Origin of the sequence: Actinomyces acetigenes (assembly GCF_031296635.1) — a bacterium.
Lineage (GTDB): Bacteria > Actinomycetota > Actinomycetes > Actinomycetales > Actinomycetaceae > Actinomyces > Actinomyces acetigenes.
In genome coordinates, this window is the sequence record NZ_JASPFC010000015.1 from 56,195 (window position 1) to 79,349 (window position 23,155).

Below are 23,155 nucleotides of genomic sequence, written 5' to 3' on the forward strand. Positions count from 1 at the left end.
GCCTGAATCGGTGGCCTGGTAGACATGAGTTTGTGAACCAGATGTCCCCCACTGCACGCTCCGAGCAGCAGTCGGTACGGCGGTCCGTCCGCGCCCTCCTGGGGCGTGGGCGGGCCGCTCGCTCACCTCTGCCCGTCCTCGTGACCGCGCTGGCCGTCCTGGGAGGCTGCGCAATCGTCCTGCCCCTGGTGGGGATGGGGACGCGCGTGTCCTGGGGGCAACTCCCCCAGCTGCTGGCAACGCCGTCGGCGCAGGCGGCCCTGTGGCTGTCGATCCGTACCTGCTTGAGCTCCACGGTCGTCTGCGTGGTGCTGGGCGTGCCGCTGGCGCTGCTGCTGGCCCGCAGCTGGCCGGGGGTGAGGATCGCGCGGATCCTCGCGGTGCTGCCGATGACGATGCCGCCGGTGGTGGCCGGTATCGCACTGCTGTCCACCTTGGGCAACCGCGGCCTGTTGGGGGCGCACCTGAAGGAGTGGGGGGTACCCATCGCTTTCTCCACCACCGCGGTGGTCATCGCCCAGGTGTTCGTCTCCATGCCTTTCCTGGTGGTCACCCTGGAAGCGGCCCTGCGCAGCCGCGACACTCATGCCGAGACCACGGCTCGAACCCTGGGGGCGGGGCCGTGGCGGGTTCTGGCACAGGTGACGCTGCCGTTGGCAACGCCGGCTCTGGCTCGGGGCACGGCCCTGGCGCTGGGCCGGAGCCTGGGTGAGTTCGGGGCGACGATCGCCTTCGCGGGTTCACGGGAGGGTGTCACCCGCACGATGCCGCTGGCCATCTACCTGGAGAAGGAGAGCGACACGGCCACGGCCCTGGCCCTTGCAGTGGTGCTCATCGGCCTGTCCTTCATCATCGTTGGCGCCACGACCGTGGACTGGTCCGGTCTGATCGGTGCGCTACTGACTGCTCGCCAGGAACGGGGCGGGCAGGAGGTCGTCCCAACATCCGAGCTCTCCTCTGACGAGGAATCCGACGGCGACCTGCCCTCTTCCGCGAGTACCGCCTCCGCCGAAGCGCCCCAGGAGAGCATCGGTCGCGGCCAGGACCTGCACGTCGCCTTCGAGCTGCCGCAGCGCGACGTCGTCGTCGACCTGAAGGTGGAGGCGGGTCGCACGACGGCACTCATCGGTCCTAATGGCTCGGGCAAGTCGACGGTCTGCTCCGTGGTGGCCGGCCTGCTGGACGCCGAGAACGGCCAGGTCGTACTCGGCGGACGAGTCCTGGACGGCCCCGGGGGCTTCGTGCGGGCGGGGCGGCGCCAAGTGGCTCTGCTCAGCCAGGAGCCGGGCGTCTTCACCCACATGTCCGTGCTGGGCAACGTGGTCTTCGCGCTGCGCTGCCAGGGGGTGAGCCGAGCGGAGGCCACGCGTCGGGCCCGAGCCGAGCTGGCCGCCGTCGGAGCCGATCACCTGGCCTCCCGCCCGGGAGGAGCGCTCTCAGGCGGGCAGGCGGCCCGCGTGGCCTTGGCCCGGGCGCTGGCGACAGCGCCCCGTCTACTGATCCTGGACGAGCCGATGGCCGCCCTGGACGTGACCGCCCGCCAGGAGATGCGCCGCCTGGTGGCGCGCCGATGCGCCGAGGAGGGGCTGACGCTGCTGCTGGTGACCCATGACGTCCTGGACCTGACTGCGCTGGCCGAGGACGTCGTCATCCTGGACCGGGGCCGAGTGGTGGAGCAGGGGCCGACGGCGCGGGTCCTGTCCGCGCCACGTTCGGACTTCGTCGCCCACCTGACGGGAACGGCCGTGCTCACCGGGGTCGTTGACGGCGATGCCGAGGCTCCGGGGCTGCGGCTGCCGTCGGGGCAGGTCGTTCATGGCCGCCCCCGGGGGGACACCGCTGACGGGAGGGTCGGCGAGCAGAGCCACCAGGACGACCGCGACGAGGCCGTTCGCCCCGGGGTACCGGGTATTGCGCTGGTGCCGCCTGACGCCGTCGCCCTCTACCGGCAGGCGCCGCACGGCAGTCCCCGCAACGTCCTGACCGGCCGGGTGACGGGTCTGGAGCGTTCGGGGGCGCTGGTGAGTGTGCGCCTGGAGCTGGAGGAGGGGCAGCGGCTGTCGGCGGCGGTGACCGCCGGAGCCGTGGCCGAACTCGGCATCACCGAGGGCCGGGAGGTCTGCTGCGTCATCAAAGCGGTGCAGGTGCGTATCCTGGCCCGCCGGGGTTGAGGACCGCGGTACCGGGGCGTTGAGAGAAGGACCGGGCGAGGATGAGGGAGGGCGTTGTGAGCGCTGTTGAGGGAAGCGATCGCGGTGGCGTCTGCGGATCGGTGATCGCTGAGGAGCGTCTGCGGCCGTTGAGCCGCGGTGAGCTGGAGCGCTACCACCGCAATGCGCTGGTGCCGCAGGTGGGGCTCGTGGGGCAGCAGCGCATTCGCGCGTCCCGGGTTCTGCTCATCGGTGCCGGTGGGCTCGGGGCGCCGGCGGCCCTGTACCTGGCGGCCGCCGGGGTGGGGACGATCGGGCTCATTGACGACGACGACGTCGACGTGTCCAACCTGCAACGCCAGGTCATCCATGCCACGGCCGCTGTGGGGCGTCCCAAGGTGGATTCGGCGGCCGAGGCGATCAGGGTGCTCAATCCCGACGTTGAGGTCGTTGCCCACCGGGCCCGGTTGACCGCCGACAACGCCCTGGACCTGCTGGGCGACTGGGACGTGGTCATCGACGGCACGGACAACTTCCCCACGCGGTACCTGGTCAATGACGCCACCGTCATGCTGGGGCTGCCGCTGGTGCACGGGGCGGTGCTGGGGTTCAACGGGCAGGTGGGGGTCTTCGATGCGCGCCGAGGCCCATGCTACCGGTGCCTGCACCCCGCTCCGCCGCCCGCAGGATCGGTGCCCTCCTGTGCGGAGGCAGGTGTGCTGGGGGTGCTGCCCGGCATCATCGGGACCATGCAGGCCGCCGAGGCGCTCAAGCTGGTGATCGGCGGTGGGCAACCACTGCTGGGGAGGCTGGCGATGCTGGACGTCTGGGGGGCGCGCCTGCGGGAGATTCCGGTGGCGAAGAACCCGGCCTGCCCGGTATGCGGCGAGATCCCGAGTATCACTGCGCTGGTCACTGAGGCTGATTCCTGCACACTCCCCCGGGCCTGTGAGGCCGACGCGCAGCCGCCGTCACGCGACTGCGGAGACGGCTCCCGCCGGCCGCCCAGGAGCTCCGCGTCCGGTCCCGTTGCAGCCAGCCGAATTCAGGAAGGTGCCGAGGTCTTGGAGTCAGAGACGGGAGTGGAAACTATTTCCGCTGCCGGGCTGAAGAAACTCCTGGAGGGCGATATGCCGCCGGCGCTGCTGGATGTGCGTGAGGACGTCGAGGCGGCGCTCGAGCCGATGGAGGACGCGCTGCACATTCCGCTGCGGGAGGTGGCGGCGCGGATGGACGAGCTAGATGGGGATCGCCCGACCGTGGTCGTGTGCGCCGCCGGGGTACGCTCGGTCCGGGCCATCGAGGCGCTGAGGGCGGCGGGCTACTCCGGACAGCTGGTCAGCCTCGACGGGGGCATGAGGGCCTGGGCGCCTGGTCAGCCCTGACCGTGGCATCAAGGGGCCTTGGTGTCATGATTGGCGACTTTTAGGGTGTCCATCGGCTGGTGTGCCTGGGCCTGTACGGCTCTGACCTGCGCATATGTGCCGGGGCGTGGCGGAAGTCGGCCAGGTTCGCGTTTAAAAGTCGCCCACCGTGACACCACCCTGCGGCTGGCGGCCCAAGGTGCGGCCGCCTGTGTTGGGGTCTGGGGCTTAGTGGGCGCCTCGGTGGTGCGTTGTGCGCCGTTGGTGTCACGATTGGCGACTTTTAGGCTGTCCATCGGCTGACGTGCCCGGGCCTGTACTGCTTTGACCTGCGCATATTCGCCGGGGTGTGGCGGTTGTCGGCCAGGTTCGCGTCTAAAGGTCGCCATTTGTGACACCACGGGTCCTGCGGGGCTTGGGGTGGGGGGGGTTAGTGGCCTTGGGCTTCTTCGGCGTCGTCGGTGAGGTAGGTGACGACGCGGACCAGGTCGTAGGGGGTGGAGGTCTCGGTGGTGGTGATGGAGCCCTCAATGGGCCGCCACTGGTTCTCGCCTTGGGGGCGGTATCGGGTGGTCCAGGTGGTGGTCAGGGTCGTGGTCACACCGGTGGCGGTGTGCTGGTAGTGGTGGGTCACGGTCTGGTTGGGGTAGGGGGCTCCGGGGTCGGTGGTGGTTGTGGTGGTGCCGTCTCCCCAGCCCCAGGTGTAGGAGGCGGGGGTGAACTCCACCTCGATGGGACTGCCCAGGATCGTGGTGGTCTGATACCGGGGGGCGGGGTTGGTGTAGACGATGAAGGCCATGGAGATAATGACCTTGGGCCCCGGAGGCTGGCGCGTGATGCCTGAGCCGGAGGCGATGAGGGTGGCGGCCTGACGAGTGGTGATCGTGACCGTGCGGGGCCCATCATCGCTGGCGGGCTCGGAGGGTTCAGGCTCTGGATCCCAATTGCACGCAGCCCGCATTTTCTTGTGCTCATCTTGGTAAGATTTGCAGCTGCCGTGAGGTATCGCCAATTTGGTGTGACTGTCTGAGTATTGCACGGTCGTTCCAGGAGAACTGGGAGACTCAGGTTGCTCTGCGGGCTGAGGCGGCGTCACAGTTTCACGACGTTCTCCGTGAGTGACAACATGATTATCGTCAGACTCCGCTCCCCAGTTTACGGCCGTTCCGGAGTCCTGAGAGGAATCCGGCGCACCCACGGCGCTTGGAGACAGCACCCCTGTGCATATCATTAGGGCAATAGTGATGCGATTGTGTAATTTCATTGTTCCAACACCTTGACTCCGCCGATCATCCAGCGAGTTCCGTTGTACCTGATTGCGAAGTCCAGGACTTGGTTGTCTTTGGGGTCGGAAATTGTCGGGTCTTTCCCTCCACCTGGGTGCGACACTACCTTTCCTTGATTGGCGGTGACATCTAGTTCGTTGTAGTCGTATCCTTCGATTTTCTCGTAGTATGTGTAGTTCGTGATTTCTTGGTCCCACTTATCTGCCCAGCCGCCGTTCTGGTGGAGCTTGGTGGCCCGGTCTATCACAGATTTGCAGAACTGGCAGCGGTCGTCGCTCATGGCGGCGAGTTCGACGGTGTTGCCGGTCATGTAGGCGTAGCGGTAGAGCTCGAGGAAGTACCAGGCCGTCATGGCTGCCCCCTCACGTGTCTGGTCATTCATCTGCTCGGGCTTGGCCGGTGCGGGTTCGGCCAGGGCGGCATCGCGCTTGGCGCGCAGCTCAGGAGTCAGAGCCGCTTCCCGGGAGGCGGTCGCAGAGGCATTAGCATCAGCAATGCCCTTCTCAGCCCGGGCAATAGCCGCCGAAGCACTGGCACTAGCGCTCACACTGGCCTCAGCCTTGGCGTCCTTCACCGAGCAGGCCGCCGCCCCCAGCGCCAGCACACACACCACCACCAGACCAGCCACACCCCGCCGGCACCCAAAACGAGCCCCGGGTTGGGAACCGGGCCGGCCCCTACGCGACAACAGCACCACCCCACCCGGCCGCTCCGCCCCTACCTCCAGCACGGCCCGCTTCGCGTGCTCTCCAGGAACGCAGTGGCTTCCGGGGTCCGGGCAGGAGTGACGGACATGCGCAGCAAGGTCTCGTTCCAACACGGATGGCCGGACACTTAGCTGTTTCGTCCCTCTTTCTGAAGCCGGCTGCTTGTTGTGCTTGCCGGGGACGTCGAGCTCTCGCTGGCCGCTGTGACTGTGTTCGGCCAGACGCGGATCCAGCGCGAATAGCGGGCTGCTCGCCCGTCCTTGACTGACCGCCAAAGCCTCCCGCTCCGCGGGCTCGTCGACGCCATCGAGGTTCAGACCGGTCTGACGGTCGTATGCGGCGGGGCACTGCATTGGCGGGGTTGAGCGATCTGGGCAGGTTGCAGACTGCCGGGCGCCCGCAGGCTTGGGGGATCGTAGGGACGCACTCATCACGGAAGCCTCCTCGCCGCCGAAACAACTCCATACCCCGCCCGGCCGGGCGGCACTGCCCGTCCAAGCGGTGTATTGACACTACCCGCACCAACGCCCCCCACACCAGCCCCTCAAGACACCCTGTGGAAAACCCTGGACCAGGACGACCGGCTGAATCACCCCGCCAAGCCCGCCGCTCAGCCGGAAGCGTGCTCAGCACAGGCCGCCAAGGAATGAACCTGCGCAGCCCCGGAAAGCCGAGAAAGTCTTCGGCCTACCGGCCCAGGTCATCTCCGACCCACTCACCGGGACCCCGCTGGTTCTGCCTCTTCCGCGCAAGACCCGGGACACGGCGTCGGGCAGCAAGGCCGGGTAGGGAACGGCGCTGCCCGCGCCCCGGCTTCGGCCGAGCGCGATCATCTGCGACCGCCTGCGAGCCTGAATGCCCGCTCGCCGGCACCGGTCTTCGCCTGCTCTCGGGCCGAAACACACCAACCTTACGAACCAAGACCGACCCCTCGCGGCCCCGCTGGGTGGCCCTGACAGAACCTGCCAAGCGGTGGACCTGCGCCGAGGCCCGCGCCTAGTCTTCACATATCAACCCGCACTGATGTGAGGACCTACCTTTGACTGCTTCTGCTTCCGCCCTGCCCACCACGATGCGCGGCGTCGTCTTGCACGCCGCCGGTGATGTCCGTGTCGAGGACCGCGAGGTCCCCCACGTCATCGAGCCCACCGACGCCGTCATCAAGCTGGAGGCCGCCTGCGTGTGCGGCTCGGACCTGTGGCCCTACCGGGGCATCTCCCCCGTGGAGGAGGCCCGCCCCATGGGCCACGAGTACGTGGGCACCGTCGTCGAGATCGGCGACGAGGTCACGAGCGTCAAGGTCGGCGACTTCGTCGTCGGCTCCTTCTGCCTGAGCGACAACACCTGCGAGATCTGCGAAGACGGCTTCCAGTCGCGCTGCACCAACGGCGGCTTCATCGGGGACACCCAGGCCGAGTACACGCGTGTGGCCCTGGCCGACGGGACCCTCGTCGTCGTTCCCGGCGGCAAGCCCGAGGACCCCGAGATCATCGCCTCACTGCTGGCCGCCTCCGACGTGCTGGGAACCGGCTGGTTCGGGGCCGTCGTGGCCCAGGCCGGCCCCGGCAAGACCATCGCGGTGGTTGGCGACGGCGCCGTGGGCCTGTCCGCCGTCCTGGCCGCCAAGGCCCTGGGGGCTGAGAAGGTCATCGCCTTCTCCCGCCACGAGGACCGGGCGGCGCTGGCCCGCGAGTTCGGAGCCGACGTCGTCATCGCCGAGCGCGGCGACGAGGGCGCCGCGAAGGTCAAGGAGCTCACCGGTGGCTACGGCGCCCATGGCGTCGTCGAGGCCGTGGGCAACCAGACCTCGATGATGCAGGCCATCGCCTCCTGCCGCCCCGGAGGGCACCTGGGCTACGTGGGCGTCGCCCACGGCGTCTCCCTTCCCGGGGACCAGCTCTTCTTCGCCGAGATCCACATGCTGGGCGGCCCCGCCCCCGTGCGCCGTTTCCTGCCCGACCTCATCGACCGTATCCTCAAGCGCGAGATCCACCCCGGCAAGGTCTTCACCCTGCGCCTGCCCCTGGAGGAGGCCGCCGAGGCCTACAAGGCCATGGACGAGCGTCGCGCCATCAAGGTGCTCCTGGAGCCCTGAACCACACCGCACACCACCCACCATCACCGTCTGACAACAGGAGTTCCCATGAAGACCCTCGTTCTCGTCTTCCACCCCGACATGTCCGCCTCACGCGCCAACCGCCCCCTGGCGGCCAAGGCCGAGGCCCTCGGCGACGACGTCACCGTGCGCTACATGTACGACATCTACCCCGATCAGAAGGTCGACGTCGCCGCCGAGCAGGCCGCCCTGGAGGCCGCCGACCGGGTCGTCCTCCAGTTCCCCATGTACTGGTACTCCACCCCCGCCCTGCTCAAGCAGTGGCTCGACGACGTGCTCCTCTACGGCTGGGCTTACGGCTCCACCGGAAAGGCCCTGGCCGGCAAGGAGCTGCTGGTGGCCGTCAGCACCGGCGGCCCCGGCGACGCCTACAGCCACGAGTCCTCCTACGGCTACACGCTCACCGAGCTGCTGCGCCCCCTCCAGGCGACTGCGAACATGGTCCAGATGACCTACCTCGAGCCCTTTACCACCACCGGGACCCTCACCATCACCGATGAGGCCCTGGCCCAGCGGGCTGAGGACTACGCAGCCACGCTGCAGTCCACGGACCTGCCCGCGCTGGAGCCTCACGGCTGAGCCCGCCGGCAGGCAGCTACATGCCCGAGGGCCCAGACCGGCGAAACCGGCCTGGGCCCTCAGCACGTCTCACGGGCGTCTCAGCCGAAGATGTCGAGCAGCGGGAGCTCGGGGGTCTGGAGGACCGCGGCGTAGTCCTGCGCGCGCCGAGCGATGGCCTCATCGGTGATCTCCAGGGCGCCCACCGACAGGAAGGGCACCGCGTACTTGGTGCCGATAACTCGCGAGGTCCCCTGCATGGGCCGCAGGAACTCATGGATCGTGTAGATGTGCGCGCCCTCGCGGCCGTAGGCGCTGCCGGCGCCGCCGACACTGACGGCCACCAGCAGCTCCTTGCCGTGCAGGGCCGTGCCGGTCGAGCCGTAGGCCCAGCCGAAGGTGAGGACGTCGTCGAGCCACTTCTTGAGCAGGGGCGGGCAGGAGAGCCAGTACATGGGGTACTGCAGCACGATGCGGTCGGCGCCCAGCAGGGCCGCCTGCTCGGTGGCCACATCGATGTTGAAGTCGGGGTAGATGTCGTACATGTAGCGCACGGTGATGTTGCCGCCGAGCGACTCCGCCGCGGCCCCGAGGGCCTTGTTGACCCGGGACTCGGAGATATTGGGGTGGAAGACGAGTACGAGAGTGTTCACGGAGGACTCCCTGGTGTCGTTGGACTGTGATGCGGGGGATGGCCCCCGTGAGGCGCCGTTGCTCCCGGCGCCGGACAGGACGTCGCTCAGGCTGGAGAAGCCGCCGATGATGACCTCCAGCTTGGGGACCATCGCACCGCGGTCCAGCCAGGACTCCTTGGGGCGGAAGGGGACGCGGTCGGCGTCGTCGCCGCTGTGCAGCTCGTTCGGCCCGCGCATGCCCAGGGCGGCGCTCGAGTCGCCGAAGCGCTCGTCCCACATGCGGGTGGCGACGTCGATACCGCGCTCCCTCCGACCCGGATGACGGTCGGACTCAACGGTCTCGGCCATGGCGACCGCCTGCTGGTGGGCAGTCAGAACCGTCGAAAGGGTGTAGTTGAGCGCCAGGTAGGCGTCCTCGCTGCGCAGGCCACCGGAGACCAGGGCGTTGTGGGCGCGCTTGGCCACCGACATGAAGGGCACGTAGGCCCAGGCCAGGTTGATGAGGGTGTGGTCCAGGCCGGGATGGGCGTCGAGCACGTCCCACAGCGAGTCAGAGAGCCGGCGCAGGTAGTCCTGCCAGCTCAGGCCGGTGGGAGGCAGTGTGGCATCGGCGGACACGCGCTCCAGGCAGGCCACGAGCAGGTCGTCGCGCGAGCTGACGGTGCGTCCCAGATCAGCCGTACTCACCCCGAGCCGACGCGCCACCTTGCCCATCGTGAACCGGTCCACACCGATCTCAAGGGCCGCTGTGACAACGTCATCCCTGGTAAAACCGGCATTATGCTGCATTGAGCCTCCCGGGTTGGGTCATACTCGTCAGCGTAACGAACCAGTAACAGGCCGCCAAATCGAAGGCGCCTATCCGTGCGATGACCGACGCCGTTCTTCCGCAATATAACGGGAAAAACCCGCCTCTCCTCCGCGACGCTCGCGCAGCATGGGATCTCACGGCGAGGTAACGACTCGGCCCACACCCTGCGGCCTGCCGAGTGGCGCGCCCGACGACGGTGGAGTCTCACCGAGCCCGCTCCCCCGTTACCGTGGTGCCATGAGCGAGACTCCCCGCCCACAGCGCCCCGTCTTTCCGGAACCGCCCGCGGTGCCCTCACCGGCAGCGGCGCCCGCCGCACCGACGGCGCCCCCGACCAAGCAGCGGCGCTGGCGCGACGACCTGCACCTGGCGCACACGATCGCCAACAAGGTGGACAGCCTCACCCTGGCCCGTTTCGACGCCGGCAACTTCACCGTGGAGACCAAGTCGGACCTCACGCCGGTCACCGAGGCCGACAAGGAGGCCGAGCGCGTCATCCGCGAGCAGCTGGGGCGGGCGCGCGGGCGCGACTCCGTCCTGGGTGAGGAGATGCCCACCACCGGGCACTCCTCGCGCCAGTGGGTCATCGACCCGATCGACGGAACCAAGAACTTCGTGCGGGGCGTGCCCGTGTGGGCCACGCTCATCGGCCTCATCGAGGACGGCCAGTGCGTCGTCGGGCTGGTCTCCGCCCCCGCGCTGGGGAGGCGCTGGTGGGCCGTGTCCGGCGGCGGGGCCTGGACCGGGCGGTCCCTGAGCTCGGCGCGGCGGCTGTCGGTGTCCGGCGTCGACGACCTCACTCGGGCCTCGATGTCCTACTCCTCGCTGTCGGGGTGGGCCCAGACCAAGCGGCTGCGCGGAATGCTGGGGCTCATGCAGTCGTGCTGGCGCACCCGTGCCTACGGGGACTTCTGGTCCTACATGCTCGTGGCCGAGGGCGCCGTCGATCTGGCCGCCGAACCCGATCTCGAGCTCTACGACATGGCGGCGCTCGTGCCCGTGGTCACCGAGGCGGGCGGACGCTTCACATCCCTCGACGGCGAGCCCGGCCCCTTCGGGGGCAACGCAGTGGCCACGAACTCGCTGCTGCACGACGTCGCCCTGCACCACCTGAGCGCCGAGACGGACTGAGCCGGCTCCGGTTGAGCCGACGTTCCCTTCTGCTGGACATCAGTGCGCCCCGAAGTTATAAAAGATCTAAAAGATCTAAAACACGCAAAAGTGAGCCAGGACACCTTAGGTAAGGGCTAGCGCCACGCCGCACGAGGATGGGGGGCTACTGGACACCGCATGGCGGAAGCGACCACTCCCCGGCCACACGCCGGGATCACACGGGCTGGGCTTGCCACGCCTCTAACGTTATAAAAGGGGCACAAACTGATACGCGGCCACAGAGTTGGGCCTTTGCCCCGGTGTCGCCGCACGGCTGAACCGCCACCGCTGCGGCGGGTACCACAGTGCCCCGGCCGTTCCCCCCACCTCGTGCGCCGGTAACCTGCCATGAGTCCACAACCCATCCACCCCAGGAGTCCCTTTGCACTGGCTGCACGCCGTCCTCCTCGGCATCGTCGAGGGCATTACCGAGTTCCTCCCGGTGTCCTCCACCGGACACATCAACATCGTCGAGACACTGCTCGGCCACGACATCACTCAACCAGGCACAACAGCCTTCAGCGCCGTCATCCAGGTCGGCGCGATCCTCGCCGCCATCATCTACTTCTGGGCAGACATTGTCCGCATCGTCACCGCCTGGTTCAGGGGCCTGAGCAACAAGCAGGCCCGCCAGGACCCCGACTACACGCTCGGTTGGGGCATCATCCTGGGCTCGATCCCGGTGGCCGTCGTCGGGCTGCTGCTCAAGAGATTCATCGAGGAATCGGTCCGCTCCCTGTGGGTGATCGCCGGGGCCCTCATCATCTGGTCGGCAGTCATGTGGCTGGCCGACCGCCAGCAGAACCTCACCAAGGGCATGAAGGACGTGACCGTCAAGGACGCCCTCATCATCGGTGCGTTCCAGGCCCTGTCCCCGGTGCTCCCCGGCATCTCCCGCTCCGGGGCGACGATCTCGGCCGGCCTGTTCCTCAAGTTCGATCGGGTGACTGCCACGCGCCTGTCCTTCTTCATGGGGATTCCGTCCCTGGTCGCGGCCGGACTACTGGAGGCCGTCACCGAGGCCGGCGCCATCAGTGACACCGTGGGCTGGACGCCCACCATTATCGCGACCGTCGTCTCCGGCATCGTCGCCTACGCGACCATCGCCTGGCTGCTGCGATTCGTGTCCTCCAACAAGTTCACGTCCTTCCTCGTCTACCGCGTGCTGCTGGGCCTGATCATCATCGTCCTGGTCTCCGCCGGCACCATCGCCGCCTGACGCCGAGTTCTATTCCCTGACGTCAGCGTTCCTCGCGTGGGCATGATGTCTCTGACACTAGATATCGGTTCTATGTCAGGACATTAGTGACACGTTGTGGAACCCGAGACTGACACGCACAGCCCGGATTCGAGGGGCGACACCCTCCAACACACATCACACATTCGCTGCATTCCGCATACACAATCCTCGCGATAAGATAAAACAAGAGAGTCACTCACAGGCGCAACGGCCGCCCAAGCCAACATCCTCACCCCTTATTTCGTCCTGCGATCAGACCCCTCATTCCCGCAAACCAACCACGCAAGAAGGGACGCAAGTGGAAGAGGAACGCGCACAAACTAAAGAGAAGCGCATGCAGACTCTCGGGTGGGTCGCAACTGCGATGTCAGTGATGATGTACGTGTCGTACATTCCACAAATTATCGGCAACTTGCACGGTAACAAGGGAGACTTCATCCAGCCATCCGTAGCAGCAGTGAACTGCACGTTGTGGGTCATTTATGGACTATGCAAAGAGAAACGCGACCTACCGCTGGCTGCAGCTAACTTTCCGGGAGTCATCTTCGGGTTGATTGCAGCCAGCACGGCTCTTATCTAGCAGTTCTTGGGAGGTGACCACTTTCCAGCCGCTCCCAGGATGCTGACAACTGACACCGCAGGGCGTCATCATTGATGTCAGTAGGCTGTGAGACAGTGTCTGCATGTGGATCTCCTCCACGCCTTCAACTAGCACCGGGGCATACCTTCCACGAGCGGCGTGCTCAACGACGCGCACGCCGCCTTCGACATCAACGCACTCAAACAGCTCATGGCCGAGCAGGAACAGCTTCCCCTGGGGTAAGCACAGCCTCACGAGCCACTGAGGACGACACCCAAGGACATCGGGGAGATCCGCAACATGACCACACGCCACCCATCCGCTTCTCCTACGCGAATTCGCTTCGGAAGTCGCCCCGCGATCGCCGCAGGTTTCGTCAAGCGGCAGGAACAGGATGAGCTCTTCGACGCCGTCTTCACTCGCGCCGAGCCTCGCACAGTGCTGACGGGGATGCGGGGAAGCGGCAAGACTCAGCTGGCCGCTGCGGTTGCAACCAGGTGCGAGGAGGAGGGCTGGCCCCTAGTTGCGTGGATTCATGCGACCTCACGCAAGGAGATCCTTGTCGGCCTCTACGAGCTCGCGCTGCGGATCGGTATCGACGTACCGAAGAACATCCCTCTGGAGGTCATTGTTCAGCGCCTCCTGGATCAGCTGCGCTCAGCAGAGGCAGCGGACCGCCTCTTCGTCTTCGACAACGTGGAGAATCCGGACAACCTGAGAGACCTCATCCCCGAGGGTGCTGGAGTCCGGACCCTCATCACTACCACACGCCACCTCGACTGGGACGGTCCGGGGTGGCTGCGGTTGACGGTGGGCGCCTTCGAACGGGAGCAGTCGATCGCCCTCCTGTGCGAGCACACTGGCGACACTCACCGCGAAGCTGCTGACCGGATCGCGGATGCGCTGGGCGACGTGCCCCTCGCCATAGCCCAAGCCGCCGCGACAACACAACAGGGCGGATACGCCTTATCCGGCTACCTCGACAGGCTCAGTCATCACCCGCTCGAGTCAAGCATCAGTCGCCTCGAGGGTGCCAACTACCCCGACGCCGTCGGCACGGCGCTGCTCATGGCCTATGAACAGGTCTTGGAGCAGCTCAGAACCACGCATCCTCAGCAGGAGAGGATCGCCGTATCGCTCCTCAACACACTGTCCCTCCTGGCTGCTTCCGGAGTGCCGACTCACTGGCTCTTAAAGCTCGACGGCGACTCCGATGCAGTACGCGACACCTTGTCTTTCCTGAAGAGCGCCGCTATCTTCCAAGAATCCAGCGACGGCAACAAGACCATTATTCACTGGCTCCAGGGACACGTGTACCGGGAAACCTACCTGAATGACCAGAAGAAGCTCGGTGAGGCGCGTAGGTGCGCTGCAACACTTCTCGGCCGGATTGACATAGACCGCCTAGAGAATGTTGAACAGCGGCGAGACGAGCCCCACCATCTCATCGAGCAGTTTCTCTCAGTCACATCACAGGACCACTCCCATTCATTATTCTCTGAGCCACGGGTGTCTTCAAAGCTCGCCGAGACACTGCACGACGCGACCAGCCTTGGGATGTCGCAGCTAGCCCTTTGTCTCACTGACTCCGTGACCCAGGCCTGCGACGTCTTGGGCCCCCACCACCCCGATACCCTGGCTTCACGCAACAGTCTCGCCGGCACCTACCGGGCGAGCGGCAGGCTCGACAAAGCCATCGCCCTGTACGAGCAGAACCTCGAGGACTCCATCCGCGTCCTGGGCCCTGACCACCCCAGCACCCTGACCTCACGTTTCAACCTCGCCGGCGCTTACAGAGCGAGCAGCAGGCTCGAGGAGGCCATCACCCTGTACGAGCAGGTTTTCAGCGGCCGCAGCCGCGTCCTGGGCCCCGACCACCGCAGCACCCTCACCGCGCGCGATAATCTCGCCGACACCTACTGGGAAGCGGGCCGATTCGACGAGGCCATCACCCTGTTCAAGCAGATCCTCGCAGACGCCATGCGCATCATGGGTCCCGACAGCCCCGGCGCCTCGGCCGCACGTAACAACCTCGCCGCTACCTACCGGGATGCAGGCAGGCTCAACGAAGCCATCACCTTGTACAAACAGAACCTCGACGACGTCGCCCGAGTCCTGGGCCCCCACCACCCTGAAACCTTGGCCTCACGCCACAGTCTCGCCGGCGCCTTCCGGGATGCGGGCAGGCTCGACGAAGCCATCTCCCTGTACAAGGAGAACCTCGAGGAATTCACCCGTCTCGCGGGTCCCGACCATCCACACACCCTCAGCGCACGCGGCACGCTCGCCGGCGTATACCAGGATGCGGGCAGGCTCGACGAAGCCATCTCCCTCTTTGAGCAGAACCTCGAAGACCGCACCCGCACCCTGGGCCTCGACCACCCTGAAACCTTGGCCTCACGCCACAGTCTCGCCGGCGCCTTCCGGGATGCGGGCAGACTGGATGAGGCAATCGCCCTGTTCGAGCAGAACCTCACCGACTTCATCCGCATTCTGGGCCCTGACCGCCCCGACACCTTCACCTCACGTAGCACGCTCGCCAGTGCCTACCGGGAAGCGGGCAGGCTCGACGAAGCCATCCGTCTGTTCGAGCAGAACCTCGAAGACCGCACCCGTGCCCTGGGACCTGCTCACCCTGTCACTCTCACCTCGCGCGGCAACCTTGCCGGCGCTTACCGGGAAGCGGGCAGGCTCGACGAAGCCATCCGTCTGTTCGAGCAGAACCTCGAGGACTCCATCCGCGTCCTGGGCCCCCACGACCCCCGTACCCTCACTTCACGCGACCATCTCGCCGGCACCTACCGGGAAGCAGGCAGGCTCGACAAAGCCATCGCCCTCTTCGAGCAGAACCTCGCCGACTTCGCCCGTCTCGCGGGTCCCGACCACCTTGACACCCTCACCTCGCGCGGCAACCTCGCCAATGCCTACCAGGCAGCCGGCAGACTCGACCAGGCCATCGCCCTGTTCGAACGGAACCTCACCGACTTCACCCGCGTCCTGGGCCCCGACCATCCGGAAACCTTGGCCTGGCGGGACAAGCTCGCCGGCGCCTACCAGGCAGCCGGCCGGATCAACGAGGCCATCGCCCTGTTCGAACGGAACCTCACCGATTTCATCCGAGTCCTGGGTTCCCACCATCCTGAGACCTTGGCCTCGCGCGGCAACCTCGCCAGCGCCTACCAGGCAGCCGGCAGACTCGACCGGGCCATCCCCCTGCTCCAGCAGAACCTCGAAGACCGCACCCGTATTCTGGGGCCCGACCACCGCGACACCTTAGCCTCGCGCAACAATCTCGCCGGCGCCTACCAGGCAGCCCGCAGACTCGATCAGGCCATCCCCCTGCTCCAGCAGACCCTTGACGACTCCGCCCGCATTCTAGGGCCCCACCACCCCCGAACTCTCACCTCGCGCAACAATCTCGCCGGCGCCTACCAGGCAGCCGGCAGGCTCAGTGAGGCCATCCCCCTGTTCGAGCAGACCCTCACCGACCACACCTACGTTCTGGGTCCCCACCATCCCGACACCCTCAACACGCGTAACAACCTCGCCGGCGCCTACCAAGCCGCCGGCAGGCTCCACGAGGCCATCCCCCTGTTCGAGCAGACCCTCACCGACTGCACCTACTTTCTAGGCCCCCACCACCCCCTTACCCTCAACACCCGCAATCACCTCGCCAATGCCTACCTTGCCGCGGGGAGAGCCGGGGAGGCGAGGAAGCTCTTCGGGACGCCGTGAGAATTCGGTTTCGGCGCCGCTGACCGCTTGTACGATAGCGGCATGGCCGATCCCCTCTCCCTCGCTGTCCTGTCTGCCAGCATCACCGGGCTGCTCATGCGCGGAGCCGCTGTGGCCGTCGATCCTTCATGGAGCAGCGCGGCATCGCTGCCTGGCGAGGCCCTCAACGCATGGCGCAGCCTGAGACGTCTGCAGCAGGGGCGAGGTGGACAGGAGAATACGCTGGAGGCGTCTATCAAGGCCCAGCTTCAGAAGCAGGTGGACAACGCCGGCGAACGATACGAGCGGACCGGAGCCACTCAATCCGCCCTGGCTGGAGCCGTCACCGAGATGGAGATGGCACTCAAGGAGCTCAGCGGGGACGACGCCACAGTCCTGAAGGCGGTGCGGTTCCCGGACAACTTCGAGACCTATCTCCAACGGCGGACGGCTGGTCGCCGCCAGAACGTCGAGGCGGCGGCCGAGTCCTTCTTCGATGACCTGACCCGCATCGTCGCCGACGAGTTCATCCGTCACGCTCCAGGCTCGCGGGCTTTCGACATCGCTGCGCTCAAGCAGCTGCTCGCAGGCCAGGAACAGCTACTTGTCGGGCAGGAGCAACTGCTGGAGGGACAAGCAGAGACTCACGGGCTGCTGGGGGCTATGGCTACGGATATCAAGGAGATCCATAGCGCGATCCCGCAGGGCCGACCTGCCTTACCCACGCGGATTCGCTTCGGTAGCCGCCCCAGGGTCGCCGCAGGCTTCATCAAGCGAGAAGGGCAGGATGAGCTCTTCGATGCCATCTTCACCCGCGCCGAGCCTCGTACAGTGCTGACGGGGATGCGAGGAAGCGGCAAGACACAGTTGGCCGCCGTGGTGGCAGCCAGGTGCGAAGAGGAGTGCTGGCCCCTAGTCGCATGGATCAATGCAGGCTCACGTAAGGAACTCATTGCCGATCTCTACGAGCTCGCACTGCGCATCGGTATCGATGCACCGAAGGACATTCCTCCGGAGACTATTGTTCAGCGATTCCTGGATCAGCTGCGCTCAGCAGATGCGGAGGACCGCCTTTTCGTCTTCGACAACGTGGAGAACCTCGACGACCTGCGAGCCCTCATCCCCGAGGGCAGCGGAGTCCGGGTCATCATCACCACGACGCGCCACCTCGACTGGGACAGTTTGGGATGGCTTCCGTTGACGGTCGACGTCTTTGAACGGGAGCAGTCGATCGCTCTTCTCTGCGGACGCACTGGCGACACTGACCGCGATGCAGCAGATCAGATCGCGGACGCGCTTGGCGACCTCCCTGTCGCCGTGACCCAAGCCGCAGCAACAGCCAAGTGGGGACACTACTCCCTATCAGAGTATTTCATAAGATTGAGCACCCACCCGCTCGAGTCAAGCATCAGTCGCCTCGAGGGCGATGACTACCCAGAGGCTGTCGGCGTCGCGCTATTCATGGCGTACGAACAGGCCTTGGAGCAGCTCAGAACCCAGCACCCTCAACAGGAGAGCATCGCTATATCACTTCTCAGCACGATATCCCTTCTTGCCGCTTCTGGCGTACCAACCCGCTGGCTGTTTAACTTTAGCGATAACCCAAAAATCGTCAGAGATGTCACCTCATTTCTTATCAGTAGATCCATCTTCCAAAAAACACATGACAGTAGGAAAATTTTTGCACATCGTCTTCAATGTCAATCATTTCGGGAGAATCAGTTCGGAGACAAAATAGTTGAAACTAGGGCGGTCAACACAGTAATCAGCCTTCTCAACAACGCCAGAATTAACGACCCCAAGAATATTGAAGAGGGTCGCGAAGACACACTTGACCTAGTAGAACAACTCCAATCCATTACATCACAGTACTATTCACAAATTATACTGTCTCACCCCGGTATCGTGGAAGTGGCAGCGAGAACCCTTAACCATTTGTCAGATGACTGGATGCCGCAAGTAGCATTCTCTCTCGACAAAACGGTAGCAAAAATTACCAGAATACTGGGAAGAACTCACCACTACTCCCTCATTTTGCAAAACAATCTGGCTAGCGCCTACCAGGACGCCGGTCGTCCCGACCTTGCCTCCCCCATATTCAAGAAAAATCTTCTAGTTTATGTCTCACAACAGAATTCAATGGAAGTCTCGGGCACGTTAAATAACCTGGCCTCCTCTTACGAATCTCTCGGAATGATCGACAAAGCCATCAACTGCCAAGAACGCAGCATTAAAGTACTCGAAACGACCTCCCAAGACAGTGCAAAAATTCTTGCAGTAAAAATTAATCTTGGAGACTCCTACATGCTGGCCGGAAGGTTTGACGATTCTGTTCGCCTACTCGAATCCACAATGAAAGAATGTCGCAACGACCTTGGGCCGAACACTCCTGAGACAATTAGGTGCAAAATTAAACTGAGCATGGCCTATCATCATGTCGGCCAGAACACGAAAGCACTCGGCCTACTCAAAGAGTGCGCTAAGGAAGCCGCACGCACAACACTCTTGGATAAAGTCCTATGCCTCACAATTCAGGAAGGTCTAGCATCGTGCAATCTAGCAGCCGGCAACATTTCAGAAGCTATCCAGCTGCAAAAAGCAGCCCTCTCTGAAGGTGAACGAATTCTACCTGCAGAATCTCCTACGCTATTTGAATTACGCACCAATCTCGCCGTATTTTATAGTAAATCTGGAGAGTACAGGAAATCCGCCTCCCTATTAGAGCAAAATCTTGCATCCTTCGCACACATGCAAGGAGTAGCGACATCGAATGTTATTGAGACTCGCGTTAACCTCGCCTACATGTATTTCCTTGTAGACAGACAACTTGAAGCTATAGAACTAAACAAGAATACATTAGAGTTATGCAAAATATACATGGACCCCCTGCATCCAAGCCTATTATCTCTGCACCACAACCTCGCCTTTGAATATTTTTCCACAAAACAAATAAATAAAGGAATTTCACATTGCAAGCTTGCCTTGCAAGGTCGCAGTCGCATTCTCGGAACTAGACACCCTGATACCTTAGAGACACAGATTTTACTCGCTGTAGCATATCGCGTCGCTGGAAGAATTGAGGATGCGGAGAAACTCTTTAAGACGCCGTCGGACTCCGAAGAGGATGAGCAGAACGGCACCGAGGAGAACCAGGGCCAGAAGACTGGCGACTAACCGTCACAGGGCGCCGTCTTTGATGTCGGTGGGCTGTGAGACAGTGTCGGCATGCGGATCCTCCACACCTCCGACTGGCACCTGGGGCGCACCTTCCACGGGCGCGTGCTCGATGACGCGCACGCCGCCTTCGCCGACCACCTCGTCGAGCTCGTCACCACCGAGTCAGTCGACGCCGTTCTCGTCGCCGGGGACGTCTACGATCGCGCCATCCCGCCCAACGACGCCGTCGCCCTCCTCGATGAGACGCTGCGCCGCCTGACCGAGCGCACCCGGGTGGTCCTCACCCCCGGCAACCACGACTCCGCCCGCCGCCTCGGCTTCGCCGCCGACCTCATGCGCGAGGGCCTCATCATCCGGGCCCGCACCGCCGGCCTCGACCGCGGCATCATCCTGCCCGACGCCGAGGGCAACGATGCCGCCATCGTCCACGCCCTGCCCTACCTCGACCCCGACGCCGCCCGCGAGCTCCTCCCGCCCCTCCTCGCCGAACGCCTCGGCGAGGTGACCCCCGCGAAGCACACAGCAGGGGAAGACCAGGCCGAGAGCGGGGATGCCGCCTCCCAATCCGACCCGCCAGAGCGCCCGCGCCTGCCCCGCTCCCACGAGGCCGTCGTCTCCGCCGCCCTGCGCCTCGTGGCAGCGGACCTGGACCGCCTGCGCGCAGGCCGCAGCCGGCGCCTGCCGAGCCTGCTCATGGCCCACGCCTTCGTCATCGGCGGTGAGGCCTGCGAGTCCGAGCGGGACATCCGCGTCGGCGGCGTCGACTCCGTGCCCTCCGGGGTCTTCACCACCCTGGGCGGCTCGCCCCTGGCCGAGCGCAGCGGCGGCCTGGACTACGTGGCCCTCGGCCACCTCCACCGACCCCAGGAGCTCACCCGGCCAGCCGGTCCGCGCCTGGTCTACTCCGGCTCACCCCTGCCCTTCTCCTTCGACGAGGCCGAAGGCGCCCGCAGTGCCACCACCAAGTCCTCCGTCCTGCTGGACCTGGGCACCGACGGCGTCACCGGGCTGGAGCGCATCCCCACCCCGGTCCTGCACCAGGTGCGCACCCTGACCGGCACCATGCCCGAGCTCCTCTCCCCCGCCTTCGACGACGCCACCGGCGCCTGGGTGCGCGTCATCCTCCAGGGCGAGCGGCCACCCGGCGCGTTGGCCACCCTCAAGGAGCGCTTCGGCAGCCTCCTGGCCTTCCAGCACGAGGCCCCCACGCGCACCGCCCGCGAGCGCATCGCCGTCACCGCCACGGCCGACCCGTTGCGCATCACCGAGGACTTCTTCGACGACGTCTGCGGGCGCGCCCCCAAGCCCTCCGAGCGCAGCGTCCTGCGCAGCGCCTATGAGTCCGCCCTGGCCAGCGCGAGGAGCGAGCGATGAGGATCCACTCCCTGACCATGACCGGCATCGGCCCCTACGCGGGGCGGGAGCACATCGACTTCGACGCGGTGGGTGCCTCCGGCCGCTTCCTGCTCACCGGCCCCACCGGGTCGGGCAAGACCACCATCATCGACGCGATCGTCTTCGCCCTCTACGGGGACGTGGCCGACTCGGCCGACTCCTCCAAGGAGCGCATTCGCTCCACCCTCGTGGGCCCGCACACCGAGAGCGTCATCGAGCTCGTCTTCTCCACCGGTGCCGGCGTCTACCGGGTGCGCCGCACCCCCACCTACGAGCGAGCCAAGCGGCGCGGCCAGGGAACCACCACCCAGAACGGCACCGTCAAGCTCTGGCACCTGGCTGAGGTCGGTGGGGAGCCGCTCGACGAGCCCGTCACCCGCGTGGGTGACGCCGACGCGGAGATCGCGCGCGCCGTGGGCTTAAGCCGGGAGCAGTTCACGCAGACGGTCGTCCTGCCGCAGGGCAAGTTCGCCCGGTTCCTGCGCGCCGACTCCTCCGAGCGCCAGCACCTCCTCAAGGACGTCTTCGGCACCGGCATCTACGACGCCATCCAGGACGGCCTCATCCAGGCCTCCCGGGACGGGGCCCGGCGGGTCGAGCAGGCCGCATCCGACCTGCGCGGTCAGGTCGCCTCCCTGGGCCGGCACCCCCTCCTCACCGAGGTCCCCTCCCCCACTGAGACCGCAGATGCCGGTGAGGAGACCGACGACGCCGCTCGGGCGGTTCACCCAGAGGAGTCGTCACCGGATAACTCGTCGCCGGAGGCCCCGCCCGAAGGGACCCAGGAGGCACTGCCGCTGCCTGTTCACGACGCCGACCGCGCGGAGTCGAAGAAGGCCGACGCCGCCCCTGCCCAGGCACCGGCCCAGGCCTTGGAAGCGGCGATGGCCAGCGCCGCCCCGAACCTGGTGGTTCTTCGCCGCGTCAGCGCCCAGGTGCTAGAGGCCTCCCGCAACCGAGTCGCGTTGGCCGATACTCGGGCTGAGGCCGCGGGGACGGCCCTCACTCGGGCCCAGTCGGCTCGTGAGGAGGCCCAGAGTCTCCACGACCTCCTGGAGCGGCGCCGGGCCCTCATTGAGGAGAATGAGCGGCTGGCTGAGCGTGCCGAGCAGGAGGCCGATGACGCCCGGCGTCTCCAGGCCGCCGAGCGCGCCTCCCGGGTGCGGCCCTACCTGGTCGCCGAGCAGGCCGCCCGTCACCGCGCCCAGCAGGCCGTCGCCGCACTGGCCGCCCGTGCCGACCAGAGCGGACTGGCCCACCTGGCCGAACAGGCCGGCGTCACCAGTGCCGGCAGCGTGGAGGAGGCCACCGGCCGCGATGCTGACAGTCATGGTGCCGCTCTGACGCCCGCCGCCCTCGTCGAGCCCCTGGTCCGTGAGGCGGAGCGCCAGCTCACCGCCCTCGAGGCCGATCCCAGCGAGGCGAGGGCCGGCGATGCCGAAGTGGACACGGCCCCACAGAACTCGGACGCGGCAGAGCCCCCTGTGGCGGCCGACGTATCCGAGAAGACCCAAGCTGAGGCCCTGAGCACCGACGACCTCGACGACCTGGCGCACCGCTGCCGTCGCGAGCACGGGCAGCTCGAGGCCCTCGTGAACCTCGAGGCCGGCCTCCCCGAGCGCGAAAGCGCCTTGCAGCAGCGGGAGGCGGAGCTGCAGCGCGCCGCCGCCGACCTGGAGCAGCGCGCGGAGAAGCTCGCCGAGCGCCCCACGCAGCGCACCGCCCTGGTGGAGACGCTGGAGGCTGCGCGCGCCGCCCACGAACGCCTTGACGGCCTTCAAGACCGCCGCACCCGCGCCGAGGAGCGCCACCGAGCCGCCCTCGCCGTCGAGCAGCTCAGCGCCCAGCTCGCCCAGCGAGATGCCGCCTGCGCTCAGGCGGCGGCGCTCGCACGGGAGGCGACCGAACGGGTTCGTGCCACCCGCCTGGCCTGGATCTCCGGGACCGCCGGGGCGCTCGCCGGTGAGCTCACCGAGGGCGAGCCCTGCCCCGTGTGCGGCTCGACCACGCACCCCTCCCCCGCCACCGCCGGCACCGACGGCGCCACCCGTCAGCAGGTCGAGGCCGCCGAGGAGCAGCAGCGGCAGGCCGACGAGGCACTCAGCGGCGCCGTCCGGGAGCGAGACGCCTGTGCCACCCGGCTTGAGGAGGCCCAGCGCGCCAGTGACGGCATGGATGTCCCCGCCGCCAAGGAGGCGCTGGAGGCGGCCGCCACCGCCCTGGCCACGGCGCGGGCCGCAGCCGACGGCGTCGAGGACCTGGCCGGGCGC

The 23,155-nt window shown here is 66.1% G+C and carries 14 protein-coding genes; 11 read left to right on the top strand and 3 right to left on the bottom strand.

The window, feature by feature from the left end:
- Positions 1 to 32: 32 nt before the first annotated feature.
- Positions 33 to 2,171 (top strand): ABC transporter permease, encoded by a 2,139-nt coding sequence (locus RIV14_RS07770; RefSeq protein WP_075372206.1) that lies wholly within the window; start codon positions 33 to 35, stop codon positions 2,169 to 2,171.
- A gap of 41 nt (positions 2,172 to 2,212) precedes the next feature.
- Positions 2,213 to 3,535, top strand: coding sequence for a molybdopterin-synthase adenylyltransferase MoeB (gene moeB, locus RIV14_RS07775; RefSeq protein ID WP_075372205.1), 1,323 nt, complete (start codon positions 2,213 to 2,215; stop codon positions 3,533 to 3,535).
- A gap of 409 nt (positions 3,536 to 3,944) precedes the next feature.
- Here the strand turns inward: moeB and RIV14_RS07780 are convergent, their stop codons facing one another.
- Both RIV14_RS07780 and RIV14_RS07785 read right to left on the bottom strand, forming a co-directional pair.
- Positions 3,945 to 4,475 carry a zinc transporter gene (locus tag RIV14_RS07780; protein WP_309325093.1) on the bottom strand — a complete coding sequence of 177 codons (531 nt, stop codon included), beginning with the start codon at positions 4,473 to 4,475 and terminating at the stop codon, positions 3,945 to 3,947.
- 299 nt (positions 4,476 to 4,774) lie between these two features.
- A complete protein-coding gene (locus tag RIV14_RS07785; RefSeq protein ID WP_309325095.1) occupies positions 4,775 to 5,428 on the bottom strand; it encodes a DUF6318 family protein in 654 nt (217 codons plus the stop codon).
- 1,151 nt (positions 5,429 to 6,579) lie between these two features.
- Between RIV14_RS07785 and RIV14_RS07795 the strand changes: the two genes are divergently transcribed.
- Both RIV14_RS07795 and RIV14_RS07800 read left to right on the top strand, forming a co-directional pair.
- Complete coding sequence (locus RIV14_RS07795) at positions 6,580 to 7,602, top strand: zinc-dependent alcohol dehydrogenase family protein (RefSeq protein WP_075373522.1); 1,023 nt, start codon at positions 6,580 to 6,582, stop codon at positions 7,600 to 7,602.
- 48 nt (positions 7,603 to 7,650) lie between these two features.
- Positions 7,651 to 8,202 (top strand): NAD(P)H-dependent oxidoreductase, encoded by a 552-nt coding sequence (locus RIV14_RS07800; RefSeq protein ID WP_075373497.1) that lies wholly within the window; start codon positions 7,651 to 7,653, stop codon positions 8,200 to 8,202.
- Between the two features lie 80 nt (positions 8,203 to 8,282).
- Here RIV14_RS07800 and RIV14_RS07805 read toward each other — a convergent pair whose 3' ends face one another.
- Entirely contained in the window at positions 8,283 to 9,605 is a 1,323-nt protein-coding gene (locus RIV14_RS07805; protein ID WP_178387919.1) for an NAD(P)H-dependent oxidoreductase, read from the bottom strand.
- A gap of 259 nt (positions 9,606 to 9,864) precedes the next feature.
- Here RIV14_RS07805 and hisN point away from each other — a divergent pair, with 259 nt between their 5' ends.
- The 7 genes from hisN to RIV14_RS07840 all read left to right on the top strand — a co-directional run.
- Entirely contained in the window at positions 9,865 to 10,758 is an 894-nt protein-coding gene (gene hisN / locus RIV14_RS07810) for a histidinol-phosphatase (protein WP_075373498.1), read from the top strand.
- A 403-nt stretch (positions 10,759 to 11,161) separates the two neighbouring features.
- On the top strand, positions 11,162 to 11,998 hold the full coding sequence (locus RIV14_RS07815) for an undecaprenyl-diphosphate phosphatase (protein ID WP_075373499.1): 837 nt from the start codon (positions 11,162 to 11,164) through the stop codon (positions 11,996 to 11,998).
- A gap of 319 nt (positions 11,999 to 12,317) precedes the next feature.
- Complete coding sequence (locus RIV14_RS07820) at positions 12,318 to 12,599, top strand: SemiSWEET family transporter (protein WP_218637947.1); 282 nt, start codon at positions 12,318 to 12,320, stop codon at positions 12,597 to 12,599.
- A 300-nt stretch (positions 12,600 to 12,899) separates the two neighbouring features.
- Positions 12,900 to 16,334: a tetratricopeptide repeat protein gene (locus RIV14_RS07825; protein ID WP_075373500.1), complete on the top strand. Its 3,435-nt coding sequence runs from the start codon at positions 12,900 to 12,902 to the stop codon at positions 16,332 to 16,334.
- Between the two features lie 42 nt (positions 16,335 to 16,376).
- A complete protein-coding gene (locus RIV14_RS07830; RefSeq protein ID WP_075373501.1) occupies positions 16,377 to 19,487 on the top strand; it encodes a tetratricopeptide repeat protein in 3,111 nt (1,036 codons plus the stop codon).
- Between the two features lie 51 nt (positions 19,488 to 19,538).
- The gene (locus RIV14_RS07835; RefSeq protein WP_075373502.1) at positions 19,539 to 20,864 is read left to right on the top strand and encodes a metallophosphoesterase family protein; all 1,326 of its coding nucleotides are present in this window, start codon (positions 19,539 to 19,541) and stop codon (positions 20,862 to 20,864) included.
- On the top strand, positions 20,861 to 23,155 hold a 2,295-nt coding region (locus RIV14_RS07840; protein ID WP_309325099.1), incomplete at its 3' end, for an AAA family ATPase. The genes RIV14_RS07835 and RIV14_RS07840, both read left to right, overlap by 4 nt.

Coding starts and splice junctions, on each gene's coding strand:
- RIV14_RS07795 (WP_075373522.1), top strand. CDS start 6,580: ATGCGCGGCGTCGTCTTGCACGCCGCCGGTGATGTCCGTGTCGAGGAC.
- RIV14_RS07800 (WP_075373497.1), top strand. CDS start 7,651: ATGAAGACCCTCGTTCTCGTCTTCCACCCCGACATGTCCGCCTCACGC.
- RIV14_RS07825 (WP_075373500.1), top strand. CDS start 12,900: ATGACCACACGCCACCCATCCGCTTCTCCTACGCGAATTCGCTTCGGA.
- moeB (WP_075372205.1), top strand. CDS start 2,213: ATGAGGGAGGGCGTTGTGAGCGCTGTTGAGGGAAGCGATCGCGGTGGC.
- RIV14_RS07830 (WP_075373501.1), top strand. CDS start 16,377: ATGGCCGATCCCCTCTCCCTCGCTGTCCTGTCTGCCAGCATCACCGGG.
- RIV14_RS07835 (WP_075373502.1), top strand. CDS start 19,539: ATGCGGATCCTCCACACCTCCGACTGGCACCTGGGGCGCACCTTCCAC.
- hisN (WP_075373498.1), top strand. CDS start 9,865: ATGAGCGAGACTCCCCGCCCACAGCGCCCCGTCTTTCCGGAACCGCCC.
- RIV14_RS07780 (WP_309325093.1), bottom strand. CDS start 4,475: ATGCGGGCTGCGTGCAATTGGGATCCAGAGCCTGAACCCTCCGAGCCC.
- RIV14_RS07805 (WP_178387919.1), bottom strand. CDS start 9,605: ATGCAGCATAATGCCGGTTTTACCAGGGATGACGTTGTCACAGCGGCC.